Source organism: Micromonospora lupini (genome assembly GCF_026342015.1).
Lineage (GTDB): Bacteria > Actinomycetota > Actinomycetes > Mycobacteriales > Micromonosporaceae > Micromonospora > Micromonospora lupini_B.
On the sequence record NZ_JAPENL010000001.1, the window covers coordinates 749,804 to 774,417 of the forward strand.

General features: G+C 73.9%; 14 protein-coding genes. 10 read left to right on the forward strand and 4 right to left on the reverse strand.

What is annotated here, in order from left to right:
- Positions 1-40 precede the first annotated feature (40 nt).
- Positions 41-1,333 (reverse strand): condensation domain-containing protein, encoded by a 1,293-nt coding sequence (locus OOJ91_RS03495; RefSeq protein ID WP_266242326.1) that lies wholly within the window; start codon positions 1,331-1,333, stop codon positions 41-43.
- A 78-nt stretch (positions 1,334-1,411) separates the two neighbouring features.
- Between OOJ91_RS03495 and OOJ91_RS03500 the strand changes: the two genes are divergently transcribed.
- Genes OOJ91_RS03500 through OOJ91_RS03540 form a run of 9 tightly spaced genes read left to right on the forward strand, consistent with a single transcriptional unit; the run spans position 1,412 to position 20,084 of the window.
- The gene (locus OOJ91_RS03500) at positions 1,412-2,380 is read left to right on the forward strand and encodes a ferritin-like domain-containing protein (RefSeq protein WP_266242327.1); all 969 of its coding nucleotides are present in this window, start codon (positions 1,412-1,414) and stop codon (positions 2,378-2,380) included.
- A 16-nt stretch (positions 2,381-2,396) separates the two neighbouring features.
- Positions 2,397-8,831, forward strand: a complete 6,435-nt coding sequence (locus tag OOJ91_RS03505; protein ID WP_266242329.1) for a non-ribosomal peptide synthetase — start codon at positions 2,397-2,399, stop codon at positions 8,829-8,831.
- Positions 8,828-13,855: a non-ribosomal peptide synthetase gene (locus tag OOJ91_RS03510; protein WP_266242331.1), complete on the forward strand. Its 5,028-nt coding sequence runs from the start codon at positions 8,828-8,830 to the stop codon at positions 13,853-13,855. The genes OOJ91_RS03505 and OOJ91_RS03510 overlap by 4 nt, the downstream gene beginning before the upstream one ends.
- A gap of 1 nt (position 13,856) precedes the next feature.
- A complete protein-coding gene (locus tag OOJ91_RS03515; protein ID WP_266242333.1) occupies positions 13,857-14,966 on the forward strand; it encodes an NAD(P)H-binding protein in 1,110 nt (369 codons plus the stop codon).
- The gene (locus tag OOJ91_RS03520; RefSeq protein WP_266242364.1) at positions 14,963-16,264 is read left to right on the forward strand and encodes a Gfo/Idh/MocA family oxidoreductase; all 1,302 of its coding nucleotides are present in this window, start codon (positions 14,963-14,965) and stop codon (positions 16,262-16,264) included. Before OOJ91_RS03515 ends, OOJ91_RS03520 begins: the two co-directional genes overlap by 4 nt.
- A complete protein-coding gene (locus OOJ91_RS03525) occupies positions 16,261-17,037 on the forward strand; it encodes a thioesterase II family protein (protein WP_266242366.1) in 777 nt (258 codons plus the stop codon). The genes OOJ91_RS03520 and OOJ91_RS03525 overlap by 4 nt, the downstream gene beginning before the upstream one ends.
- A complete protein-coding gene (locus tag OOJ91_RS03530) occupies positions 17,034-17,864 on the forward strand; it encodes an FAD binding domain-containing protein (RefSeq protein WP_266242369.1) in 831 nt (276 codons plus the stop codon). Before OOJ91_RS03525 ends, OOJ91_RS03530 begins: the two co-directional genes overlap by 4 nt.
- Entirely contained in the window at positions 17,861-18,364 is a 504-nt protein-coding gene (locus OOJ91_RS03535) for a (2Fe-2S)-binding protein (RefSeq protein ID WP_266242371.1), read from the forward strand. The genes OOJ91_RS03530 and OOJ91_RS03535 overlap by 4 nt, the downstream gene beginning before the upstream one ends.
- A 28-nt stretch (positions 18,365-18,392) precedes the next feature.
- Positions 18,393-20,084, forward strand: coding sequence for a carbamoyltransferase family protein (locus OOJ91_RS03540; protein ID WP_266242373.1), 1,692 nt, complete (start codon positions 18,393-18,395; stop codon positions 20,082-20,084).
- A gap of 48 nt (positions 20,085-20,132) precedes the next feature.
- On the opposite strand, the gene OOJ91_RS03545 is transcribed toward OOJ91_RS03540, so the two are convergent.
- Together OOJ91_RS03545 and OOJ91_RS03550 are read right to left on the reverse strand one after the other, a co-directional pair.
- Positions 20,133-20,633, reverse strand: coding sequence for a VOC family protein (locus tag OOJ91_RS03545; RefSeq protein ID WP_266242375.1), 501 nt, complete (start codon positions 20,631-20,633; stop codon positions 20,133-20,135).
- A gap of 11 nt (positions 20,634-20,644) precedes the next feature.
- A complete protein-coding gene (locus OOJ91_RS03550; protein ID WP_266242377.1) occupies positions 20,645-21,727 on the reverse strand; it encodes a methyltransferase in 1,083 nt (360 codons plus the stop codon).
- A 59-nt stretch (positions 21,728-21,786) separates the two neighbouring features.
- Here OOJ91_RS03550 and OOJ91_RS03555 point away from each other — a divergent pair, with 59 nt between their 5' ends.
- Positions 21,787-23,184, forward strand: a complete 1,398-nt coding sequence (locus OOJ91_RS03555) for an LLM class flavin-dependent oxidoreductase (RefSeq protein ID WP_266242379.1) — start codon at positions 21,787-21,789, stop codon at positions 23,182-23,184.
- A 193-nt stretch (positions 23,185-23,377) separates the two neighbouring features.
- Here OOJ91_RS03555 and OOJ91_RS03560 read toward each other — a convergent pair whose 3' ends face one another.
- The gene (locus OOJ91_RS03560) at positions 23,378-24,529 is read right to left on the reverse strand and encodes an acyl-CoA dehydrogenase family protein (RefSeq protein WP_266242380.1); all 1,152 of its coding nucleotides are present in this window, start codon (positions 24,527-24,529) and stop codon (positions 23,378-23,380) included.
- Between the last annotated feature and the right edge of the window lie 85 nt (positions 24,530-24,614).

The following is a 24,614-nucleotide window of genomic DNA, read 5'->3' on the forward strand; positions in this document are numbered from 1 at the left end:
CCACCGAGGTGACCGACGGTCACCGCCGGCCCAGCCAGGGTCAGGGATTACTCGTCTGGCGGCGCAGCAGCGCCGACAGCGACGCGGAGGGGTTGCCCACGATCGTCCGCGCCACGGCGACGTAGCCGTCGAGCAGGCGTACGGCGTCGGCCGGTGCCAGCCGTGGCGTGTGGAACAGCACCACCCGCAGGCCGTCGCCGCGCGGGGCTATCGCCAGCTCGGTGCCGAAGCGACTGCCGATCGCCTCGGGGACGAGCAACTCGAACTCGGTGTCGCCGACGCGTACGCGGTGGGACAGTTCGGCCATCATCTGGAACACCACGTCGTCGACCCGGCCGCCGAGGTTGGCGCTGCCGGTGGCGACGGCCTGGTAGGGCTGCTCCTGGTTGGCGAAGGCGGCGGCTGTCGTCGTGTGGGTCGCCTGGAGCAGGGCCGCGAAGGTGGCGAACGGCGGCAGCCGGGTGCGCAGCACCACCATGTTGGCGCAGAACCCGACGGTGCGTTGACTCTCCGGCCGGGCGCGGTTGGCGAACAGCGAGGCGACGGCGAGGTCGCCCTGCCCGGTGACGCGGTGCAGGACGGCGTAGTAGACGGCCAGGGCCACTGTGAACAGCGTCGTGCGGTGTCGCCGCGCCAGGGCGCGCAGCCCGTCGGCGACAGTGGCGTCGAGGTCGCGGGCCAGCACGCCCGGGGCGGCGTCCGGGGGTGGCTCGCGGTACGGCAGGCGCGGCAGCCGCAGCCCGGTCAGCTGATCGCGCCAGAACTCGCGTTGCCGGTCCAGCTCGGTGCCGGCCAGCCGGTCCTCCTGCCAGGCCACGAACTGCGGGTACTGCCAACCCACCGGGGGCAGCTCGGCCGACGCGTCGGCGTAGAGGGCGCGTAGCTCCTCGAACAGCAGCCCGCACGACCACGCGTCGGTGACCAGGTGGTGCATGGTGAAGCACACGATCACCTCGTGGTCGCCGAGCCGCCAGGCGGTGGCTCGGGTCGGCCATTGTGTGACGTCCACCCGGGTGGCCAGCTCGGTGGTGACGGCGGCGTCGGCGGCGGCGTGTGGATCCGGTTCGCCGCGCAGGTCGACCACCCGCAGCTCGACGGGTCGCGGATCGTGCACGAGCTGGGACACCCGTGGTCCGCGTCCCACGACTGTGGTCCGCAGCGCCTCGTGTCGCGCGGTCAGGGCGGTGAGCGCCCGCTCCAGCGCGCGCAGGTCGACAGTGCCGGTGAGGCGGCACAGCAGCGGGCAGTTCAACGCGCCGTGGTCCGCCCGGTAGTGCTCGATGATGCCGAGCAGCCGCTGTCCCACGGAGGCCGGTACGGGTCGGGGGGCCACGCCACGACGGTACCGCTCGTCGTTGTATCTGTCATCAAGGGTCTGGCATCTTGTGTTCTCTCTCGGTACCTTGGGCGCATGTCTGGTCTGTCGGTGACCACCCCCGTGCACGCGCAGCTGACGTGGCACTACGAGTCCGAGATGCCCCGGGTGCTGTCCCTCTACGAGCGGGCCAAGAGCGCGCAGTGGAACGCCAGCACCGACGTCGACTGGTCGATCGAGGTGCCGTTCGGTGAGCCGTTGCCCGACGACTCCGCGTTCGCCATGGCGTCGTTCGAGGCATCCCCGCTGGCGCGGCGCGGCCGTCCGATGTGGGACACGTTCCGCTGGGAGCTGCAGTCGTGGATGGTGAGCCAGTTCCTGCACGGTGAGCAGGGCGCGCTCGTCGTCGCCGCGCGCCTGGTCGAGGTCGTGCCCGACATCGACAGCAAGTACTACGCCGCGAGTCAGGCCGCCGACGAGGCCCGACACGTCGAGGCGTTCTCCCGCTACCTGCGCGAGAAGGTGCCCCACCCGTACCCGATCAACCCGGCGCTGTCCGAACTGATCGAGGATCTGCTCTCCGACTCCCGGTGGGACATCACCGCGCTGGGCATGCAGATCGTGGTCGAGGCCCTGGCGATGGCGGCGTTCCGGCTGGCCAACAGCACCTTCCACGACCGCCTCATCTGCGACATCACCCGCCTCGTCGCCCGCGACGAGGCCCGGCACGTGTCGTTCGGGATCCTGTCGCTGGAGGGCATCTACCGGGAGATGACAAGCGCCGAGCTGGCCGACCGCGAGGACATGGTGCTCGACTCGGCGAGCCTCATGCGACGCCGGTTCCTGCTGGAGGACGTCTGGGACCGCATCGAGGTGGACCGGAGCGAGGGCGTCGACTTCGCTGCGCACAACGAGCTGATGATCAAGTATCGGCAGGCCATCTTCGCCCGCGTGGTCACCGCGCTGTCCAACATCGGCCTGCTGACTCCCCGGGTCCGCGAGGGCCTGGAGCGGCTGGACCTCATCGGGTTCGCCGACCGCTCGATCCGCGTTCCGCGCGCCTGAGGAGTCGGGAGGAGACATGCCAGTGCTCACCACGCTGACCCTCGACGGCATGTGCGACGACGTCGCGTCGCTGCTCGACGAGCAGGTGTCACCCGACGAGGATCTGCTGGAGCGCGGCCTCGACTCGATCGGGCTCATGCGGCTCGCCGCCCGCTGGGCCGGCGCGGGTCTCACCTTCGCCCAGCTCATCGAGCTGCGCACCGTCCGGCAGTGGCACGCGCTGGCCCACCCGCAGGGCGCGGCGACGACCCCCGCCGCCGGGCCCGCCGTAGACGAGGACGAGGCGACTGTCGACCCGGACGAGCCGTTCGCCCTGGCGACCATGCAGCACGCGTACTGGGTCGGGCGGGCCGGGGAGCAGGCCCTCGGTGGCGTGGGGGCGCACTTCTACAACGAGTTCGACGGCCGGCAGGTGGACCCCGACCGGCTGGAGGGGGCCATCCGGGCCCTGGTGCGCCGCCACGACATGCTGCGGGCCCGCTTCCTCGACGACGGCCGGCAGCAGATCACCCCGGACGGCGCCTGGGCCGGCCTGACCGTGCACGACCTGCGGGACCTGCCGGCGCACGAGCGGGACCGGCGGCTGGCCGACCTGCGCGCCACCCTGTCGCACCGCACCCTGCGGGTGGACCGGGGTGAGGTGTTCGACGTCCAGCTCTGCCTGCTGCCCGACGGGGCGAGCCGGGTGCACGTGGAGATCGAGATGCTGGTCGCCGACGCGCACAGCTTTCGGGTGCTCCTCGCCGACCTCGCCCACCTCTACCGCCGGCCCGACGAGCCGCTGCCGCCCATCGACTACAGCTATCCCCGCTACCTGGCCACCCACGAGCGGCGGCGGGCCGACGCCCGCGAGGCCGCCGCCGGCTACTGGCGTCAGCGGGTGCCCGACCTGCCCGGCGGGCCCGACCTGCCGGTGGCCGTGGCCCCCGAGCGGGTCAGCGGGCACCGGGTCATCCGTCACCACCACTGGCTCTCCGGCGCCGACCGGGACCGGCTCGCCGTCCGCGCGCGCGAGCACGGCGTCACCCTGTCGATGGTGTTCCTGACGGCCTTCGCCGAGGTCCTGGCCGCCTGGAGCAGCCGGCAACGCTTCCTGCTCAACCTGCCGCTGTACGACCGGACGCCGTACCACCCGGACGTGCCGTCGCTCAGCGGGGACTTCACCAACCTGCTGCTGCTGGAGGTCGACGCCACCGACGAGGTGCCGTTCGTCGACCGCGCCCGCCGCCTGGGCGAGCAGTTCGCCCGGGACGTGGCGCACAGCGCGTACTCCGGAGTGGACGTGCTGCGCGACCTGGCCCGCGCCCGCTCCGACCGGGCCGTGCTCGCGCCTGTGGTGTTCACCAGCGCGCTCAGCCTCGGCGACCTCTTCGGCGCCGACGTGCGGGAGTGCTTCGGCGACCCGGTGTGGACGTCGTCGCAGACCCCGCAGGTGTGGCTGGACAACCAGGTCACCGAGCGCGAGGGCGGTCTGTACCTCAACTGGGACGTGGTGGCGGAGCTGTTTCCGCCGGGTGTGTCGGAGGCGATGTTCGCCGCGTACGTCCGGCTGCTCGCCGGGCTGGTCGACGGCGACTGGACCGCGTCGCCGGGTGACCTGCTGCCGCGGAAGCAGCGGGCGGTCCGGCGGCGGGCCAACGACACCGTGGCGACGCTGCCGGTGGGTCGACTGCACGACGGGTTCTTCGACCGGGCGGCCCGGGATCCCGCTCGGGTGGCGCTGCTCGGCGACGAGGTGTCGGTGTCCTACGGCGAGCTGGCGGGAAAGGCGTTGACGCTTGCCGGCGCGCTGGCGCGGGCCGGGGTCGCGCCGGGGGACGCGGTGGGGGTGTGCCTGCCCAAGGGCGTCGACCAGGTCGTCGCGGTGCTGGGTGTGCTCGCCGTCGGTGGCGTGTACGTGCCGGTGGGCGTGGACCAGCCGGCCGCCCGACGCGACCGGATCTGGCAACGGGCCGGCGTGCGGACGGTGATCGGCGCGGACGGGCTCGACCCGGCCGGCGACGGGGGCCCGGCCCTGGACGGCTGCGTGCCAGGCGACCCGGCGTCGGTGGCGTACGTCATCTTCACCTCGGGCTCCACGGGTGAGCCCAAGGGCGTCGAGGTGCCGCACTCGGCCGCCGGCACCACGATCGAGGCCATTCGCCGGCGGTTCGACATCGACGCGGACGACCGGGTCCTCGCCGTGTCGGCGCTGGACTTCGATCTGTCGGTGTTCGACATCTTCGCGCTGCTCGGCGTCGGCGGGGCGGTGGTGCTGATCGGCGAGGAGCAGCGACGCGACGCGAGCGCCTGGCGTCGGCTCGTCGACGCGCACCGGGTCACGGTCTGGCAGTCGGTCCCCGCGCTGCTGGACATGCTGCTGACCGCCGCCGAGGCCGAGGGCGGCCTGGACCATCTGCGACTGGCGCTGCTCGGCGGCGACTGGGTCGGCCTGGACCTGCGCGACCGCCTGGTGGCGCTGCGCCCCGACGCCCGGCTCGTCGCCCTGGGCGGCACCACAGAGACCGCCATCCACTCGACGGTCTTCGAGGTGGGTGAGGTGCCGGCGCACTGGCGGTCCATCCCGTACGGGCTTCCACTGCCGAACCAGCGCTGTCGCGTGGTGGACGGGCGGGGACGGGACTGCCCCGACTGGGTGGTCGGCGAGCTGTGGATCGGCGGGGCGGGGGTGGCGGCCGGCTACCGGGGGGATCCGGAGCGCACCGCGCAGCGGTTCGTGACACACGACGGGATGCGCTGGTACCGCACCGGTGACCTGGGCCGCTACTGGCCGGACGGCACGCTGGAATTCTTGGGGCGGGCGGATTTCCAGGTGAAAATCCGCGGGCACCGCATCGAGCTGGGCGAGGTCGAGGCCGCTCTGACCGACTGCCCAGGCGTGCGGGAGGGCGTGGTGGTGGCAGTGGGTACCAGCGCGCGCCGGCTCGCCGCCGCCGTCGTACCGTCGGTGTCCGGGGTGGACCCGGAGACCGTACGGGCGTTCGTCGGCGAGCGGCTGCCCGCGTACATGGTGCCCGAGCACGTCGCCGTGCTCGACGCGTTGCCGCTGAGCGGCAACGGCAAGATCGACCGGCCGGCGCTGGCACGACGGCTCGCCGAGGGCGCCGGCCGCTCCACCGAGGTCGAGCCACCCGCCGGACCGGTCGAGACGGCGCTGGCCACCCTGTGGGCCGACCTGCTCGGCGTGCCTACCGTCGGCCGCGCCGACAGCTTCTTCACCCTCGGCGGGGACAGCCTGCTCGCCACCCGCCTGCTCGGGCGGATGCGCTCGGCCGGGCTGGCCGGCGGGCAACTGCGCCACCTCTTCGCCGAGCCGACCCTCGCCGGGTTCGCCGCCGGCGTACGCATCGACACCGGCGCCGCGCTGACCGGGACCTTCGTCGCCGACCCGGCGAACCGCCACGAGCCGTTCCCCGCGACCGACGTGCAGCGGGCGTACTGGATGGGCCGCAGCGGCGACTTCGCCCTCGGTGAGGTCGGCTCCCACTGGTACTGGGAGTTCGACGGCCAGGACGTGGACCTCGACCGGCTCACCACGGCCTGGAACCGGCTGGTCCGCCGGCACGAGATGCTGCGGGCCGTCTTCGACACCGACGGCCGTCAACGCGTCCAACCCGAGGTGCCCGAGGTGGCCATTGCGGTCGGCGAGGGTGAGGCCGCGCTCGTCGACCTGCGCGACCGGCTGTCACACCGGGTCGCCGACCCGACCCGCTGGCCGTTGGTGGCCATCGAGGCCGTCCGGTACGGCGAGCGTCGCGTCCGGCTGGCGTTCAGCTTCGACTACATCGTGCTCGACGCGCTCAGCATCGTGACCGTCTTCGCCGAACTGTCCGCCCTCTACGTCGATCTCGACGCGCCGCTGCGCCCGATCGGAGTGTCGTTTCGCGACTACGTGCTCACCGCCCGGCCGGACGAGGCGACAGTCGAGGGCGACGAGCGCTACTGGTCGGCGCAGGCCGCGGAGATGCCCCCCGCGCCGCAGTTGCCGCTCGCCGTCGACCCCGACCGCGTACGCGCCCCCCGCTTCGTCCGCCACGCGGCGCGGCTCGACCCCGCCGAGTGGACCGCCCTCGTCGACGCCGCCCGCGCCCACGGGGTGAGCCCGGCCGCCGTGCTCGCCACCGCGTACGCCGAGGTGCTCTCGGCCTTCAGCGCGCGGCCGGACCTCACCCTCAACCTGACCCTCTTCGACCGCCGCGAGGTGCACCCCGACATCGACCACGTGCTCGGCGACTTCACCTCGCTGCTGCTCGTCGGCCACCGCCCCGGCGCGGGCGACGACTTCCTGACCCTGGTGCGTCGCCTTCAGGAGCGCATGTGGGACGGCATGGAGCACAACGCCGTCTCCGCCATCTGGGTGCTGCGGGAGATCGCGCGGCGCACCGGCGCCCCCGCCGCCGCGATGCCTGTGGTCTTCACCAGCGCGCTGGGCATCAGCGACGAACTGGTGAGCATGTCCCTGCCGTTCGGCGAGCAGATCTGGGGCGCCTCGCAGACCCCGCAGGTGTGGCTGGACAACCAGGTCATGGAACGCGACGGTGGCCTGAGCATCAACTGGGACGTGGTGGCGGAGCTGTTCCCGCCCGACGTGGTGCAGACGATGTTCGCCGCGTACGTCGAGCTGCTGACCACCCTCGCGGCCGGCAACTGGGCGCGGACCGTGCCGGTCGGGCTCCCCGCCGGGCAGCGGGCCGTGCGCGAGCGGGTCAACGCGACAGCCGCGCCGATCCCGCCCGGCCTGTTGCACGAGGGGTTCTTCGGGTGGGCGGCGCGGGAGCCCGCTCGGGTGGCGCTGCTCGGCGACGGGGTGTCGGTGTCCTACGGGGACCTGGCCGAGAGGGCGTTGACGCTTGCCGGGGCGCTGGCGCGGGCCGGGGTCGCGCCGGGGGACGCGGTGGGGGTGTGCCTGCCCAAGGGCGTCGACCAGGTCGTCGCGGTGCTGGGTGTGCTCGCCGCCGGTGGCGTGTACGTGCCGGTAGGCGTGGACCAGCCGGTGGTGCGCCGGGAGCGGATCCTCACCCGGGCCGACGTGAAGACTGTCGTCGGCGCGGACGGGCTCGATCCCGCCGGCGACGGCGGCCCGGCCCTGGACGAGTGCGTGCCGGTGGACCCGGGTTCGTTGGCGTACGTCATCTTCACCTCCGGCTCCACGGGCGAGCCCAAGGGCGTCGAGGTGTCCCACGCGGCGGCCGGAAACACCATCGCGGCGGTCAACGACCGGCTGCGTCTCGGCCCGGACGACCGGGTCCTCGCCGTGTCGGCGCTGGACTTCGACCTGTCGGTGTACGACATCTTCGCCCTGCTCGGCGTCGGCGGCGCGGTGGTGCTCGTCGAGGAGGGGCAGCGCCGCGACGCCCGCACCTGGCTGCGGCTCGTGCGCGAGCACGACGTCACCATCTGGAACACCGTGCCCGCCCTGCTCGACATGCTGCTCACCGCGGCCGGCGACGAACCGCTCGGCGCGTTGCGGCACGCAGTGGTCTCCGGCGACTGGGTCGGCCTGGACCTGCGCGACAGGCTTGTCGCCCGCCGACCCGACGCCCGGCTCACCGCACTCGGCGGCGCCACCGAGGCGGGCATCTGGTCCAACGCGTTCGAGGTGGGCGAGGTGCCGGCGCACTGGCGGTCCATCCCGTACGGCTTCCCGCTGCCCAACCAGCGCTACCGCGTGGTGGACGGGCGGGGACGGGACTGCCCCGACTGGGTGATCGGCGAGCTGTGGATCGGCGGGGCGGGGGTGGCGGCCGGCTACCGGGGGGATCCGGAGCGCACCGCGCAGCGGTTCGTGACACACGACGGGATGCGCTGGTACCGCACCGGTGACCTGGGCCGCTACTGGCCGGACGGCACGCTGGAATTCTTGGGGCGGGCGGACTTCCAGGTCAAGATCCGCGGGCACCGCATCGAGCTGGGCGAGGTCGAGGCCGCCCTGACCGACTGCCCAGGCGTGCGGGAGGCCGTGGTGGTGGCAGTGGGCGCCAGCACGCGCCGGCTCGCCGCCGCCGTCGTACCGGAGGCGGGCGTCACCCTCGACCCGGACGCCACAGGCGCGTTCGTCGTCGACAGGCTGCCCGCGTACATGGTGCCCGAGCACGTCGCAGTGCTCGACGCGCTGCCGCTGAGCGGCAACGGCAAGATCGACCGGGGCGCGGTGGCCGCCCTGCTCGCCAGCGGAGACAGCGCACCGGCCGACGAGCCACCCCACGCCGGCCTGGAGAGCGACCTCGGCGCCCTCTGGGCGGAGTTGCTGAACGGCCCCGTCCCCGGCCGCACCCGCAACTTCTTCAGCCTCGGCGGGGACAGCCTGCTCGCCACCCGGCTGCTGGCCGTGCTGCGGGAACGCTACGGCGTCGACCTGCCGATGCGGGGGCTGCTCGACCGACCGACCATCGCGGACCTGGCCACCGCCGTGCAGCACGCCGTTGGCACGTACGAGGAGGGAAGCGTATGAACGGGCAGGACCTCATCGCCGAGCTGGCGCAGGTAGGCGTCCACCTCTGGGAGGAGGACGGCCAGCTCCGCTTCCGGGCGCCCACAGGCGTTCTCACCGACAAGCGCCGCGCCGCCCTACGCCAGCACAAGGAGCAGGTGCTTGCCGTGCTGCGCGACGCCGCCGCGCCCACCGCGGTGGCGCACCCCGAGCAGCGGTACGAGCCGTTCCCGCTCACCGACGTGCAGAGCGCGTACCTGCTCGGGCGTGGCGACAGCTTCGCCTACGGCGGGGTCGGCTGCCACGGCTACGGCGAGCTGACCTTTCCCGAGCTGGACGTGGACCGGCTGGAACGCGCCTGGCACCAGATCGTCGCCCGGCACGACATGCTGCGGGCCGTCGTCAACCGCGACGGCTCCCAGCAGGTACGACCCGACGTGCCGGCGTACCGCGTCGAGGTGCGCGACGCCGACGCGGCCGGCTTCGCCGACGCGGTGGCCGCCACCCGGGAGGAGCTGGACCACCGTCGCTACGACCCGCAGCAGTGGCCGCTGTTCGCGCTGCGGGTCACCCGTGGCCCGCACCAGTGCGTCCTGCACTTCTCGATCGACTTCCTGATCTGCGACTTCGTCAGCATCAACATCCTGCTCGACGAGCTGGGCCGCCGCTACGCAGGCGACCCGCCCCGCGACGAGCTGACGCTGACGTTCCGTGACCACCTGCTGGCCACCGAACCGCTGCGCGGCGGACCCCGCCACGACGCCGACCGGGACTGGTGGCTGGCCCGGCTCGACGACCTGCCCCCGGCGCCTGAGCTGCCCCTGCGCGGTGACGCCACGGCCGCGCCGCCCCGCTTCCGCCGCCTCGACCTGCGGCTCGACCCGACCGAGTGGGCCGGGTTGCGCCAACGCGCCGGGCAGCACGGCATCAGCCCGTCGGGGGCGGTGCTCGCCGCGTACGTCGAGGTGATCGCCGCGTGGAGCGTGCACCCGCGCTTCACAGTCGACGTCACGCTGCTCAACCGGACGCCTACGCACCCGCAGGTGGACCGGATCGTCGGCGACTTCACCTCGGTCAGCCTGCTCGCCGTGGAGCAGAGCCCGGACGCGCCGGTGCAGGAGCGGGCCAAGCGCATCCAGGCGCAGCTCTGGTCCGACCTGGACCACCGCCGGTTCTCCGGCGTCGACGTCGTCCGCGAGCTGGCCCGTCGTCGGGGCGCCGACGCCGCGCTGATGCCCATCGTCTTCACAAGCGCCATCGGGCTGGGCGGCGACACAGGCGTGGAGGGCTTCGGTGAGCTGGGCTACGGCATCAGCCAGACCCCGCAGGTGTGGATCGACTGTCAGAACATCGAGCGCTCCGGTGGGCTGGCCACCAACTGGGACGTCCGCGAGGGCGTCCTCCCCGACGGTGTCATCGACGAGATGTTCGCCGCGTACGCCACGCTGCTGCGCCGGCTGGCGGGCACCGACGAGGCGTGGGAGGAACTGGCCCCGGTGACGTTGCCGGAGGCGAGCGCCCGCCGCCGCGCCGAGGTCAACGACACCGCCGCGCCGCTGCCCGACGGGCTGCTGCACGAGGGGGTGCTCGCCCAGGCGCTGCGGACCCCGGACCGGGTGGCAGTGGTCGCCGACGACGGCACCCTCACCTACCGGCAGCTCACCGGCCGTGCCACGGCGGTGGCCGCGCGACTCGCCGAGGCCGGCTGCCGGCCCGGGGACCTGGTCGCGGTGGTCGCCGAGAAGGGCTGGCGGCAGGTGGTCGCGGTGTTCGGTGTCCTGCTGGCCGGTGGGGCGTACGTGCCTGTCGACACCAACCAGCCGCCCGTTCGCCGTGACCTGATCCTCGACGGCGCGGGGATCCGGCACGTCCTCACCGAGGCCGACCGGGTGGCCGGCGACTGGCCGGAGCGGGTGACGCCGATCGCGGTGGACGACTGCGACGGACCGGCGCCGACGGCCCTGCCGACCCGGGCGGTCAGCCCGGACGACCGCGCGTACGTCATCCACACCTCCGGGTCGACGGGCACCCCGAAGGGGGTGGTGATCACCCACCGGGCGGCCCTGAACACCGTGGCGGACATCAACGCACGGTTCGACGTGACGCCCGACGACCGCGTCCTCGGCCTGGCCAGTCTGGGCTTCGACCTGTCCGTCTACGACCTGTTCGGCCCGCCGGCGGTCGGCGCGGCGCTGGTGCTGCCCGCGCCGCAGCGGCGTGGCGACCCCACCCACTGGGCGGAGCTGGTCGCCGACAACGAGGTGACCCTCTGGAACTCGGTGCCGGCGCAGGTGCAGATGCTCGCCGACTACCTCGCGGCCGCGCCGATGGTCCGGATCCCCTCGCTGCGGCTGGCCCTGCTCAGCGGCGACTGGATCCCGGTCACCCTGCCGGACCAGATCCGCGATCTCGTCCCCGGTCTGGCCGTGGTCAGCCTCGGCGGCGCGACCGAGGCCGCCATCTGGTCGATCATCCACCCGATCGGGCCTGTCGATCCGTCCTGGCGCAGCATCCCGTACGGGGTGCCGCTGACCAACCAGAGCTGGCACGTCCGCGACGCGGCGCTGCGGCCCCGCCCGGACTGGGTCGCCGGGGAGCTGTACATCGGCGGCGCCGGACTGGCGCTCGGCTACCTCGGCGACGAGGCCCGCACCGCCGAGCGGTTCGTCACCGACCCGTCCACCGGTGAGCGGTTGTACCGCACCGGTGACCTGGGCCGCTACCGGCCCGACGGCACCATCGAGTTCCTCGGCCGGGAGGACTTCCAGGTCAAGATCCGCGGCCATCGGATCGAGCTGGCCGAGGTCGAGTCGGCGCTGCTGGCGCACCCGGCGGTGGGCGGGGCGACAGCGGTGGTCGACGGGGACCGTCCACTGGAGAGGCGGCTGGCCGCCGTCGTGCAGCCCGCCGCGGTCGAGCCCGGCCCCGGGCAGCCGGTCGACCCGGCCGGACCCACAGCGGCCGGGGCCGCGCTGGTGGCCGGCACCGATCTGGGCGCGTACGAGGCGTACCTGCACGAGCTGGACTCTCTCGGTCTCGCCGCCATGCTGGACACCCTGCGCGCCGCGGGCCTCGCGCTCGACGACCGCCCGCACAGCCTCGCCGAGGTGTACGCCGCCACCCGCGTCGCGCCCCGGCACCGCCGGCTGCTGCGCCGCTGGCTGCGGGCGCTCACCGACAGCGGGGTGCTGCGCCACGACGACGACGGCTACCGGCTGGCCGGTGCGCCACCACCTGCCGCGCGGGCCTGGGACGCGGTGGCCGAGCGGGCGGCCGCGGTCGGCGAGTCCCCCGAGCTGGTCCGCTACTTCCAGGCCAGCGCCACCGCGCTGCCGGCGCTGCTGCGCGGCGACGAGGACCCCCTCGCGCTGCTGTTCCCCGGCGGTGAGCTGGCCGTGTCGGACAACCTTTACGCCGACGCCCTGTTCAACAGGTGGGCCAACGCGGTCGCGGCGGCGACCGTCAGGTCGCTGGCCGAGCGGCTCGACGGGCCGGTGCGCATCGTCGAGGTCGGCGCCGGGTCCGGCGGTACGACAGCGGCGGTGCTCGACGCGCTTGACGGCCTCGACGTCGACTACCTCTACACCGACCTGTCCGCGTTCTTCCTCGGCGCCGGCCGGCAGCGCTTCGCCGACCGGCCGGGGCTGCGTTTCGCGCAGCTCGACCTCGACGCCGACCTGGCCGGGCAGGGCATGGCCCCGAACAGCGCCGACATCGTGATCGCCGGCGACGTCCTGCACGCCACCCGGGACGTGCCGGCCACGCTGGCCCGGCTGCGCGGCCTGCTCGCCCCCGGTGGGCACCTGGTGCTGCTGGAGATGACCCGGGAGCACTACCAGATCATGACGTCGCTTGAGCTGTTGGTGCGGCTAGACGACGACCTCGGTGACTTCGCCGACCTGCGCCAGGGCACCGACCGTACGTTCCTCACCGCTGACGAGTGGCGGGGCCTGCTCGGTGCCGCCGGTGCGTCGCCCGTGCTCGACCTGCCGCCTGCCGCCGACCCGATGGCCGGGCTCGGCATGCGGATCATCGCCGCGCGGGTGAAGGCCGACCGGCGGCGGGTGGTGCCCGACGAGGTGCGGGCGCACCTGGCCGACCGGCTGCCCGACTACATGATCCCGGGCGTGTTGCAGGTCGTCGACGACCTGCCCCGCACGGCCAACGGCAAACTGGACCGGGCGGCCGTACGCCGGCTGGTGGCGGCCACGACCGCCGGTCCCGAGGCGAGCGCCACGGCCCCGCTCACCGAGCTTGAGGAGCAGATCGCTGCCGTCTGGGCCGACGTGCTGCGGGTGGAGCGGGTCGGTCGGGACGCGGACTTCTTCGCCCTCGGCGGTGACTCGCTGCTCGCCGCGAAACTCGCCGGCCAACTCGCCGAGCGGGTGCCGGCCGCCGCCGACGTCTTCTTCGACGAGCTGCTGCGCCGGATCCTGGAGCACCCGACGGTCGCGGACCTGGCCGATCACCTGGCCGCCGTGGGCAGCGTCCGACCCGACGAGGAGCCGGCCGTCAGCGACACCGGCGAGGTGGTGGCGCTGGCCGGTGAGGGCCCGCCCCGCTACGTGCTTGTGCACGACGGCAGCGGCAGCCTCGACGGGTACGCCGGGCTGGCCGAGCGGCTGGCCGCCACCGGGGCGGTGTGCGGGATCGTGGACGGTGGGCTGCACCGCTACGCGGGTCTCGACCCGGCGCCGCTTGTGCAACGCCTCGCCGCCGACTACACGGCCGCGCTTGCCGCGCACGTGTCGGCGGGGGAGTTGGTGCTTGTGGGCCGGGGCGCGGCCGGCGTGCTGGCGTTGGAGCTGGCCCGGCAGCTCACCGAGTCCGGGGTGGACGTCGCCAACCTGGTGATCGCCGACCCGGTCGACGGCGACGGCTACGGCAGTTCCCCGTACGCGGGCGACGTCACGCTGCTGTGCCCGGACGAGCCGGACCCGACGAGCGTCGACTGGTGGCGTGACGTGTGCCTGGGCGAGCTGACCGTGCGACGGGTGCCCGACGATCCGGGCGAGTGGGCCGGCCCGGTCGCCGAGGACCGTTGACATGGCAGCGACTGTCGCCCTGGTCGGCGCCAGCGGCGGGGTGGGCCGGCACGCCCTGGCGCACCTGCTGGCCTGGGGCGTGGACGACGTACGCGCCGGCGCCCGTGACCCGGCCCGACTCGGGCCGGACCACCCGCGGGTCCAGGCGCGCGCCGTGGACGTCACCGACCCGGCGAGCCTGGACGCGTTCTGCGCCGGCTGCCACACAGTCGTCAACTGCGCCGGGCCGGCGGCCTCGATCGGCGACACGGTGGCCCGCGCGGCCGCCCGCAGCGGCGCCGGCTACGTCGACGCGGCCGGCGACGACCCGCTGCACGCGGTGGTGTCCGCCCTGCCCGGGGCCGCCGACCGGGTCGCGGTGCTCTCCGCCGGGCTGATGCCCGGCCTGTCCGGGCTGCTCCCCGCCCACCTCGCGGCGCAGACGCCGGGGGCTCGGCGGATGACCGGGTACGTCGGCGGTCGCGACGGGTTCACGCCCGGCGCCGCCCTGGACTTCCTCGCCGTCGGCACCGCCGAGTACGGCGAGCCGTCGGCCGCGTGGCGTGACGGCGCGCGACGCAGCCGCGCCCTCGCGGCCAGGGCGGAGGCGCCGGTGCCGTTCTTCGACGAGCCGGTGCTGTTGCAGCCGTACCTCAGCACCGAGACCGAGCGACTCGCCCGCCGGCTGGGCCTGACCGACGTCGACTGGTGGTCGGCGTTCGCCGGCAGCCGGTTGCCGGCGGCGCTCGCCGCGGGGGCCCGCCGAGCGGGCGACGGCGCGACGGCGGCGCAACTCGCCGACGCGGCCGCGCAGGTGTGCCGGGCGGCCGAGCTGGACACCTTCGGGCGGCCCCGCTACCAGCTGCTGGTCGTCGAGCTGACCGGCCCGGCGGGCGCCCGTGTGCTGGTCTGTCGGGGGACCGGCGCGAACGCGCTCACCGGCGCGGCGGTAGCCCTCGGCGCCCTCGCGGTCGCCGCCGGCGACGTGCCACCCGGTGTGCACCACCTGGCCGACGCGGTGGATCCCGGGTGGGCGGTGGACCTGCTGCGCACCAGCCCGGCGGTCACGTCACTGCGCGTCGAGGACGGCCCGTTGGGGTCGTACGACCTGATCGAGGAGGGGGTGGCGTGAAACCGAGAGTGCTTGTCGCCGGCACCAAGTTCGGCCAGGTGTACCTGCAGGCGTTCCGGCAGCCGGACTTCCCGTTCGAGCTGGCCGGGATCCTCGCCGGGGGCAGCGCCCGGTCCGCGGCCTGCGCCCGGCACTACGGGGTGCCGCTGTGGACCGACGTCGCCGAGGTGCCCGAGGACGTGACGCTCGCCTGCGTGGTCATCCGTGGTGGCCTGCTGGGCGGGCAGGGCGGCGAGGTGGCCCGGGCGCTGATGCAGCGCGGCCTGCACGTGTTGCAGGAGCATCCGCTGCACCACGACGAACTGGTCGAGTGCCTGCGCACCGCCGGCCGGGCCGGGGTCGTCTACCACCTGAACTCGTTCTACGTGCACACCGCCCCGGTACGCCGGTTCCTCGCCGCCGCCCGGGCGCTGCTGGCTCGACAGCCGGCCCGCTACGTCGACGCGGCCTGCGGGTTCCAGGTCGCGTACGCGCTGCTGGACATCCTCGGCCAGGCCCTCGGCGGCGTCCGACCGTGGGGTCTGGCCCCGGCGGTCGAGCTTCCCGAACAGGTACGCCGGCTGTCCCGGGTGGACGTGCCGTTCCGCAGCCTCGACGGGGTGCTCGCCGGTGTGCCGTTGACGCTGCGGGTGCAGAACCAGATGGACCCGGCGGACCCGGACAACTACGCGCACCTGCTGCACCGGGTGACAATCGGCACCGAGGCCGGCAACCTGACCCTGGTCAGCACGCACGGGCCCACGGTGTGGAGCCCTCGGCCGGACTTCCCGCAGCAGGTGCAGGACCGGGGGGTGGGCCGACCGCACTTCGCCGGCGGCGAGAGCGACGACGCGGACCACCTGGACGTGCCGAGCGCGCAGCCGCTGGCCGACACGGTCGCGCCCAGCTACCGCAAGGTGTTCGACGAGGTCTGGCCGGCCGGTGTCGGGTATGCGCTGGGCAATCTGCACGCCGCGGCGCTGGGTGGGCGGAAGCTGGCCCGCCACGGCCAGTACCACCTGAGCCTGTGCCAACTGTGGCAGGACGTCACCGCCCGGCTCGGGCCACCCGAGCTGGTGCACTCCGTACCGCCGCGGATGTTCGGGGCGTCCGACGTGGCCGACCTGGCCGACGCGGCGGCGAGGGCTGTCGATCCGCCGGCCGGCCCGTCGCCGGCGGGGTCGTCGCAGGTCGGCTCGTCGCAGGTCGGCTCGTCGCCGGCCGCCGAACAGCAGGCCGCCGAACAGCCGGCCGCCGAACAGCCGGCCGGCGATCCGCCGGGCGGCGTGCGGCCGCAGCGGATCGGAGCGCGCTCGTGAACCCCCTCGCGCGGACATGGCTGCGCTGCTTCCGGCCGCTGCGCTGGCCCGCGCTGCGGCTCGTCTGCTTCCCGCACGCCGGAGGCAACGCCGCGTTCTACCGGACCTGGTCGGCGCAGGTGCCCGACGACGTCGAGGTGCACGGCGTGCAGTATCCGGGCCGGATGGACCGGTCGGCGGAGCCGTTCGCGGCCGACCTGCCGAGCCTCGCCGAGGGCGTCGCGCAGGCGGTGCGGGCGCTGCCTGCCGACGCGCCCGTCGTCCTGTTCGGGCACAGCCTCGGCGCGTCGGTGGCGTACGAAACGGCACGCCTGTTGGACGGGCCGGGCAGCGTGCTGCGGGCGCTCGTCGTCTCCGGTCGCCCCGGGCCGGGCCGGCTGCGCGCCACAAGCGTGCACCTGGCCGACGACGACACGCTGTGGGCGGAGACCGGACGCCTCGGCGGCACCGGCCGCGAGGCCCTCGACCACGAGGGGGTACGCGCCATCGCCCTGCCGGTGCTGCGCGCCGACTACCGGATCGCCGAGACGTACCGCCCGGGGCCACCCGTGCCGCTGCGCGCGCCGGTGCTGGCCTGCGTCGGCGCGGACGACCCCGAGGTCACCGCCGACGAGGCCGGCGACTGGGCGCTGCGCACACGCGGCGGATTCACGGTGCACACCTTCCCCGGCGGGCACTTCTACCTGCTGGCACGCCGCAACCAGCTCATCGACACCATCCTGCGGACCACGCACCGCAGCCCGGTGCCCACCTGGTCGGCGGCCGGCCCGTGATCCCGGCGAGCCTGCACTACCACCGGGCCCGGGACCTCACCGAGGCGCTGGAGCTGCGCCAGGCGTACGGGGACCAGCTGCGGCCACTTGCCGGCGGGCAGTCGCTGCTGCCGGCGCTCAAGCTGCGCCGGGACCGGGTCGACACAGTGCTCGACCTCGGCCGGGTCACCGAACTGTCGTACGTGGCGCACCGCGACGACCACCTGGCCGTCGGCGCGCTGACCCGCTACCACCGGCTGCTCGGCGACCCCCTGATCGACAGGTACGCCCCGCTGCTGGCGGTCGCGGCCGCGGCTGTCGGTGATCCGCAGGTGCGGCGCCTCGGCACCGTCGGCGGGGCGCTCGCCCAGGCCGATCCGGCCGCCGACCTGCCCCTGGCCCTGGTCGCGTTGGACGCCGTGGTGGTGTTCCGCAGCGCTACCGGAGCACGACAGGTGCCCGCCGCCGAGCTGGCAGTCGCGCCTGGCGTGACGGTGTGCCGGCCCGACGAGCTGGTCACCGAGGTACGGGTGCCGCTGCCCGGCCCGGCGCGGTGGCGCTACCGGACGTTCGCCCGCCCGGCGTTGGAGTGGTCGGTGGTGGCCGTGGCCGTCGCCGACTCCCGGGTGGCGCTGGCCGGGATGGGTCCGACCATCCGGCGGGCGTACGGGGTCGAGGCGGCACTCGCCGAGGGCGCCGGTGTCACGGTCGCGGCGGCGCGCGCCGACGAGGGGTGCGACCCGCCCGACGACGTACGGGCCTCGGCGGCGTACCGGCGGCACCTCAGCCGGGTGCTTGTGGCCCGCGCCCTGACCGATTCCGGCGCCACCGCGGAGGAACCACGATGAGCATCGACGCCCGGCCCGGTACGACGACAGTCGCCGTCACCGCCACTGTCAACGGCCGCCCGGAGAGCCGTCGGGTGTCGGCGCGCACCCTGCTGGTCCACCTGCTGCGCGAGGAGTTGGGGCTCACCGCCGCGACGGTGGGCTGTGACACCAGCTCCTGTGGCGCCTGCACGGTGCTGCTCGACGGGCGGTCGGTCAAGTCGTGCACCCTGCTTGCCGCGCAGGCCGACGGCGCCGACATCCGCACCGCCGAGGGGCTCGCCGACGGCGACCGGCTGCACCCGGTGCAGGAGGCGTTCCGGGAGCACCACGCGCTGCAGTGCGGCTTCTGCACCCCGGGGATGGTCCTCGCGGTGGTGAGCCTGTTGGAGGAGAACCCGGGGCCGCTCACCGAGCACGACGTGCGGCACGCCCTCAAGGGCAACCTGTGCCGCTGCACCGGCTACCACAACATCGTCCGTGCCGTGCTCGCCCTCGACGGGGCCCGACAGGCCGGATGACCGCCAGACACCGGAAGGGAGGCCGACCATGTCGGCGCGTTACGTACTCGGGGTGAACATCGGCTTCCACGACTCCAGCGCAGCTCTGGTCCGCGACGGCGCGCTGTGCGCTCTGGTCGAGCAGGAGCGGGTCAGCCGCCGCAAGCACGCGGTGGGCCAGCCGCCCGCCGAGGCGATCGCCGCGTGCCTGGCGATGGCGGGCATCGGCGCGCGGGAGGTGGACACCGTCGCCATCGGCTGGGACTTCCGGGACATCCCGCTGGGCCGCAACCGACGGTTCACCACCGAGGGGCTGCGGGCCATGCTCTTCCCCGACGACGAGGACCTGACCATGCCCGCGGTCCGCTGGGTGCCGCACCACGTCGCGCACGCGGCCAGCGCCGTGTACAGCTACGACTGCGACGAGGCCGCCGTCCTGGTCCTCGACGGTGCCGGCGAGACGCAGTCGACCTCGTTCGGCAGGTACGCCGACGGCGAGATCGAGATCCTGCGGGAGTGGCCCGTGGAGCAGTCCCTGGGCTTCTACTACAACGCCGCCGCCGAGTGGGCCGGGCTGGGCTACTGGGGCACCGGCAAGCTGATGGGCCTCGCCGCCTACGGCAGACCGGGTCCGGGAGCGCCTGTGCGACCGGTTCAGGGCGGGTACGAGCTGGTCCGCGGCACGCCCACCGCCGAGGTCCCCAGCCGACGGGCCGCGACGCTCGGCCCGCTGATGGCGTACTACCCGGCCGTCGCCGAGTCGCTCAAACCCGAGTTCGGCAAGCTGTTCCCGTACGCGCCGCGCACCGGCGAGGAGCCCATCGCGTACGCGGACTTCGCCGCGACGATCCAGCAGGGGCTGGAGGAGACGGTGCTGTCCCTGGCGGCCGAGCTGCGTCGGCGGGTCGACACCCCGGTGCTGGCGCTCGCCGGCGGGGTGGCGATGAACTGCACCATGATCGGTGTGCTGGTCCGCAGTGGACTCTTCGATCAGGTATACGTTCCGCCGGTGCCCACCGACGCGGGGGTGTCCCTGGGGGCGGCGCTCGTCGCGGCGCGCGAGTGCGGGGAGTTCACGCCCACCCGCATCGACCACGCGTACTGGGGTCAGCCGATCACCACTGAGGCCGGTGAGGCGGCCGCCGCGCGCGCCGGCATGGTGCACCGCCGCCTCGGCGACGACGAGTTGGCCCGCTCCGTGGCAGGTGAACTCGCCCGCGGCCGGATCGTGGGCTGGGCGCGCGGCCGGGCGGAGATCGGGCAACGGGCGCTCGGCGCACGCAGTCTGCTTGCCGATCCGCGGTCCCGACGCAACCTGGAGCGCCTCAACGTGCTCAAGGGCCGGGAGATGTGGCGTCCGGTCGCGCCGAGCATTCTCGCCGAGCACGTGTCGGAGCTGATCGAGGGGCCGGTCGGCGAACCGTCGCGGTTCATGCTGGCCGCCGCGTCGCTGCGCCCGGACGCCCGGCTGCGGGTCCCGGCGGTGGCCCACGTGGACGGCTCGGCCCGCCCGCAGACCGTGCACCGCGACACCAACCCCGGCTACTGGGCGCTCATCGAGCAGTTCCGGCAGCTCACCGGCGTCCCGGCGGTGGTCAACACGTCGTTCAACCTGGCCGGTGACCCGATCGTGAACTCGGCCGCCGACGCGGTCGACACCTTCGTACGCGCCAAGGAGATCGACCTGCTGGTGCTCGGCGACGCGGTGGTGGCCCGCAGCGAGGCGGACCTGCCGGCCTGACGTGCGACGGGGCCGCCCGACCGGGCGGCCCCAACGGGTCGAGCGGGCTCAGACGCGGGTCGACTGGCGTTTGTTGCGCCACACCTGGCGGAGCCGGTCGACGAAGAAGTCCCGGTTCACCCAGTAGAACTCCAGCCAGATGTTGTCCGGGTCGCGCAGCCAGATCTGCGACCCCGCCTCGTGCTTCGACGTCGTGATGCCGGAGTGCGCGACGCCGACGGTGTCCAGGTGGGCCACCCACTCGTCCAGGTCGCCGCGTTCGGGCACGTGGTAGGCCAGGTGGTGCAGCCCGGGGCGCCGCTCGTCGAAACGGTCGCCATTGGCGCCGGTGGGGCCGTCGGCGCCGGTCTCGGGTGGGTCCTCGACGCAGCCCAGCACCACCGAGGCGAACGACGCCGTGTGCAGCAGGGTGCGGAAGCGGAAGCCGGACTCCTGTGGGGTGACGTCGTTGACCACCACCATCTCGAACACCGAGCAGTAGAACGCGGTGCTGCGCTCCAGGTCGACGACTGTGAGGTTGATGTGGTTACGACCGTCCAGGCGTGGCATCGCCGGCCTCCTCAGGCCGTCCGGCCGGCCGCCGCGACGGCCGGTCTGCCGGTGGTCCCGTCGCCGGCTGGCGCGGGCACCGCCGGCACGGCCTCCAGGACCGACATCGACGACGTCGGCGTGATCCGCGCCAGCCGGAACCCGGCGTCGTCGAGCAGCGCGCGGAACTCCGGCTCGGTGCGGGTCCGCCCGCCGAAGAGGGCGAGCGCCTTGACGTCCATCACCTTGCCGGTGTCGTCGTGGTTGCCGTAGCGGCTCACCGACTCGACGATCACCACTCGGCTGTCGGGCCGGGCGGCGGCGCGTACGTTGCGCAGGATCGTGGCGGCCCGCTCGTCCGGCCAGTCGTGGATGATCGTCTTGAGCAGGTACACGTCGGCGCCCTCGGGAAGCCTGTCGAAGAAGCTGCCGCCGCGCACCTCGCACCGCTCGGCGACACCCGCGCCTGCCAGCACGTCCGGCGCCTCGGCGACCACGTGCGGAAGGTCGAGCAGGATCGCGCGCAACTCGCGGTGGCGGGCGAGCAGGCCGGCGACGAAGGTGCCGTGGCCGCTGCCCACGTCCACAAGGGTCCGGGCCGTGCCCAGGTCCAGCGCCGGCGCCACGGTTCGCAGCACGAACGGGTTGACGCTCTCGGCCGACCGCTCGAACCGGACGCACTCGTACGGGTGGTCGGCGAAGTGGTCGTAGTAGCGGGTCCCGCCGTGCACGTGCCCGAACGCGGTCTCGCCGGTGCGCAGGCTGTGCGTCAGGCGGGCCCACGAGTAGATGTCAGGTGGCATGAGGGGGAAGCACTCGCGTACCGAGAACGGGTGGTCGCTGCGCAGCGGCTCGGCCAGCGGGGTGAGGCCGAAGACCTCGGGCGTGACCTCGGTGAAGATGCCCCGGCCGGCGAGCGCCCGCAGGCCACGGGTCAACGCGGCGGGGTCGGCGCCGACGCGCCCGGCCAGCACGTCCACAGGCATCGGACCCTCGACGAGCTGGTCGGCGACCGCGAGGTCACACATGACCCGGATGGTGAACGGAACGATGTAGTCGGCCAGTTCGGTGAGGCGGGTGACCGACGCGAGGTCGATGCGAGGCGTCACGGGCATGTCCGTACCGTATCCGGTCGAGCGTTGCGATACCAGATAGCATACGAGACACTTGATACGTGCATCTGAACCTGTTCACCCAGTGCTCGCCGTCGCCGCAGTTCAAGGGGTTCTGGCGGCACCCCGCCGACCGCAGCGCCACCGGCTACCGCGATCTCGGCTACTGGGTCGAGCTGGGTCGCCGGCTGGAGGCCGCCTGCCTGGACGCGCTCTTCTTCGCCGACGTGCACGGCACGTACGACGTCTACCAGGGCTCCTGGCGGGCAGCCGTCCGGCATGCCGTGCAGATCCCGTCGATCGACCCGCTGCTCGTGTTGCCGGCGATCGCGGCCACCACCTCCCGGCTGGGCCTCGCCGTCACCTACTCCACGACGTACCACGCCCCGTACGAGTGCGCCCGGGTGTTCAGCTCGCTGGACCACCTCACCGGCGGGCGGGTCGCCTGGAACATCGTCACCTCGTATCTGCGGTCCGCGTCGGCGAACGGGCTGGGGTCGTACCTGGACCACGACGAGCGCTACGACCGGGCCGACGAGTACGTCGAGGTGGCCCGCCGGCTCTGGGAGGAGAGCTGGGACGACGACGCGGTCCTGCGCGACGCCGCCGCGAACGTCTTCACCGACCCGGACCGGGTGCGCGAGATCGGCCACGACGGCCGCTGGTTCTCCGTACGAGGCCCGCACCAGTGCGAGCCGTCGCCGCAGCGCACCCCGGTGCTCTACCAGGCCGGCGCGTCCGGACGGGGAATGACGTTCGCGGCCCGGCACGCCGAGGTCGTCTTCCTGACCATGGCCGACCCGGCCAGCGGCGCGTCGCAGGTGGCCCGGCTGCGCGCCGAGGTTGCCGCTCACGGGCGCGACCCTCGCGCGGTCAAGGCGTTGCAGGGCAGCATGGTCATGGTCGCCCCGACCAAGGCGGAGGCACGCCGGCGGGCCGAGGAGTACGTGGCGCTGTGGAGCGGCGAGGGCCAGCTCGCCAAGTGGTGCGGCTGGATGGACGTGGACCTCGCGGCGTACCCGGACGAGACGCCGGTGGCGGAGATCGCCGGGCAGGGCAGCCAGAGCTTCGTGGGCTTCCTGCGCCGACTCGGACCCGAGCGCACCTGGACTGTCGGCGACGTGCGCTACCTGGTGGCGACAGCCCGCCGGCCCCGCACCGGAGCGCCGGTGACCCTCTTCGGCACTGTCGAGCAGGTCGCCGACCGGATGGAGGAGTGGTGCGCGGTGGCCGACGTGGACGGTTTCAACCTCATCCCCTGCCCGACGACCCAGGGCATCGACGACATCTGCGACCTGCTGGTGCCGGAGTTGCAGCGGCGCGGCCTGTTCCGCACCGCGTACGACCCGGCCGAGCGGACCCTGCGGGAGCGCTACTTCGGCGCCGGCGCGACAGTGCCGGCCCGGGTGCCGGCACGGGACACGCAGGCGCCGGCCGAACCCGCCACGACCCGCGGCTGACCGTCGAGCGAGCCGCCTGGGCCGCTCGCTGCTCGCGCGCCGCGGCCTGAACAGCGCCGCGCTCAGAACATCTGCGCTCAGAGCGGCGCCGCGGCCTGCACAGCGCCGCGCTCAGAACATCTGCGCTCAGAGCGGGGCCGCGGCCTGCACAGCGCCGCGCTCGGAACAATGCCGTACTCAGAGCGGCGCCGGGTCAGAACATCGTCGTGTCGACGTCCGCGCCGGAGAGCAGGGCGCCGACGGTGGCGTAGCTGTCGCGGCTGTTGACGAAGTGCTGCGTCGCGGTGTTGATGTCGCGCAGCCGACGTTGCAGCGGCGAGGAGTCGAACACTGTCGACGCGCCGGCCAGCGCGTACGCCGTCTGCACGGCCTGGAGCGCGGTGGCCGTGACCTGCGTGGCGGTGGCGCGCAGGCAGGCGCGGTCCAGCGCGCTGAGCACCTCGCCGCGCCGCGCGGTCTCCCAGGCCCCGGCCGCCTCGCGGTGCAGCAACGCCCGGGCCGCGCGCAGGGCCACGTGGGCCTCGCCGAGGCGGTCGTGGAAAACCGGGGAGTCGGCAAGCGACCGGGTGCTGAACGTCCGGCGGCGGCCGGCGGCGGCGTGCGCCGCCGCGTCGTGCACGGCCCCCTGCGCGATGCCGAGGTCGACAGCCGCGATGAGCAGCCCGGCCTGGGCGATCCGGAAGACGGTACGGCGCACGTCGTCGCCGTCGCCGACGAGGCTGAAGCCGCGGTGCTCGGGGCAGGTGCGGCCGGCCGCCCGCACGTCCTGGCTGGCCGTGCCGCGCAGGCCCAGCACCTGCCAGGTGTCGACAGGCTCCAGCTCCCCTGCGGGGAAGAGCACCATCCGGGTCAGCGGTGCCCCGTTGGGCAGGGTCCGGGGGGTCCGCCCGTCGAGCACGATGCAGTTCAGGTAGATCCAGCTCGCCTGCGGGCTGCCGGTCACGAACGGCCACTGGCCGCTGACCCGCCAGCCGCCCGCCCCGTCCGGGGCCGCCCGGCCCTTGGGCGCCACCGCGCCGGCGCCCAACACGTCCGGGCCGTGCGCGTAGATCTCGTCGCGGGCGGCGTCGGGAAAGCAGGCGAACAGCAGGTGCGCCAGGCCGACCTGGCCGATCAGCCAGCCGGTGGAGGCGTCCGCCGTGGACAGCTGCTCGATGACGCGCAGCGCCTCGACCAGCGGCAGGTCGGCGCCACCGTACGCGGCAGGCACCAGCATCCGCAGGCAGCCCGCCGCGCTCAGCTCGGCGAGAACGTCCTCGGGGACCCGACCCGCCCGGTCAATCTCCGCCGCGCGCTCGGCGAGCGCGGGGAGCAGTCCGTCGACGCGGGGAAGCGTACTGGTCACGGTTGGACTCTATCGCCTTCCTCGTATCTTGTTTAGCCTTGTATCTGCTATCAATCTCGGATAGACGTACTGGGGGAGGAGGTGA

Excerpts from the sequence above, each read along its gene's own strand:
- OOJ91_RS03505 (WP_266242329.1), top strand. The coding sequence starts at position 2,397 with ATGCCAGTGCTCACCACGCTGACCCTCGACGGCATGTGCGACGACGTC.
- OOJ91_RS03510 (WP_266242331.1), top strand. The coding sequence starts at position 8,828 with ATGAACGGGCAGGACCTCATCGCCGAGCTGGCGCAGGTAGGCGTCCAC.
- OOJ91_RS03545 (WP_266242375.1), bottom strand. The coding sequence starts at position 20,633 with ATGCCACGCCTGGACGGTCGTAACCACATCAACCTCACAGTCGTCGAC.
- OOJ91_RS03535 (WP_266242371.1), top strand. The coding sequence starts at position 17,861 with ATGAGCATCGACGCCCGGCCCGGTACGACGACAGTCGCCGTCACCGCC.
- OOJ91_RS03540 (WP_266242373.1), top strand. The coding sequence starts at position 18,393 with ATGTCGGCGCGTTACGTACTCGGGGTGAACATCGGCTTCCACGACTCC.
- OOJ91_RS03515 (WP_266242333.1), top strand. The coding sequence starts at position 13,857 with ATGGCAGCGACTGTCGCCCTGGTCGGCGCCAGCGGCGGGGTGGGCCGG.
- OOJ91_RS03500 (WP_266242327.1), top strand. The coding sequence starts at position 1,412 with ATGTCTGGTCTGTCGGTGACCACCCCCGTGCACGCGCAGCTGACGTGG.
- OOJ91_RS03550 (WP_266242377.1), bottom strand. The coding sequence starts at position 21,727 with ATGCCCGTGACGCCTCGCATCGACCTCGCGTCGGTCACCCGCCTCACC.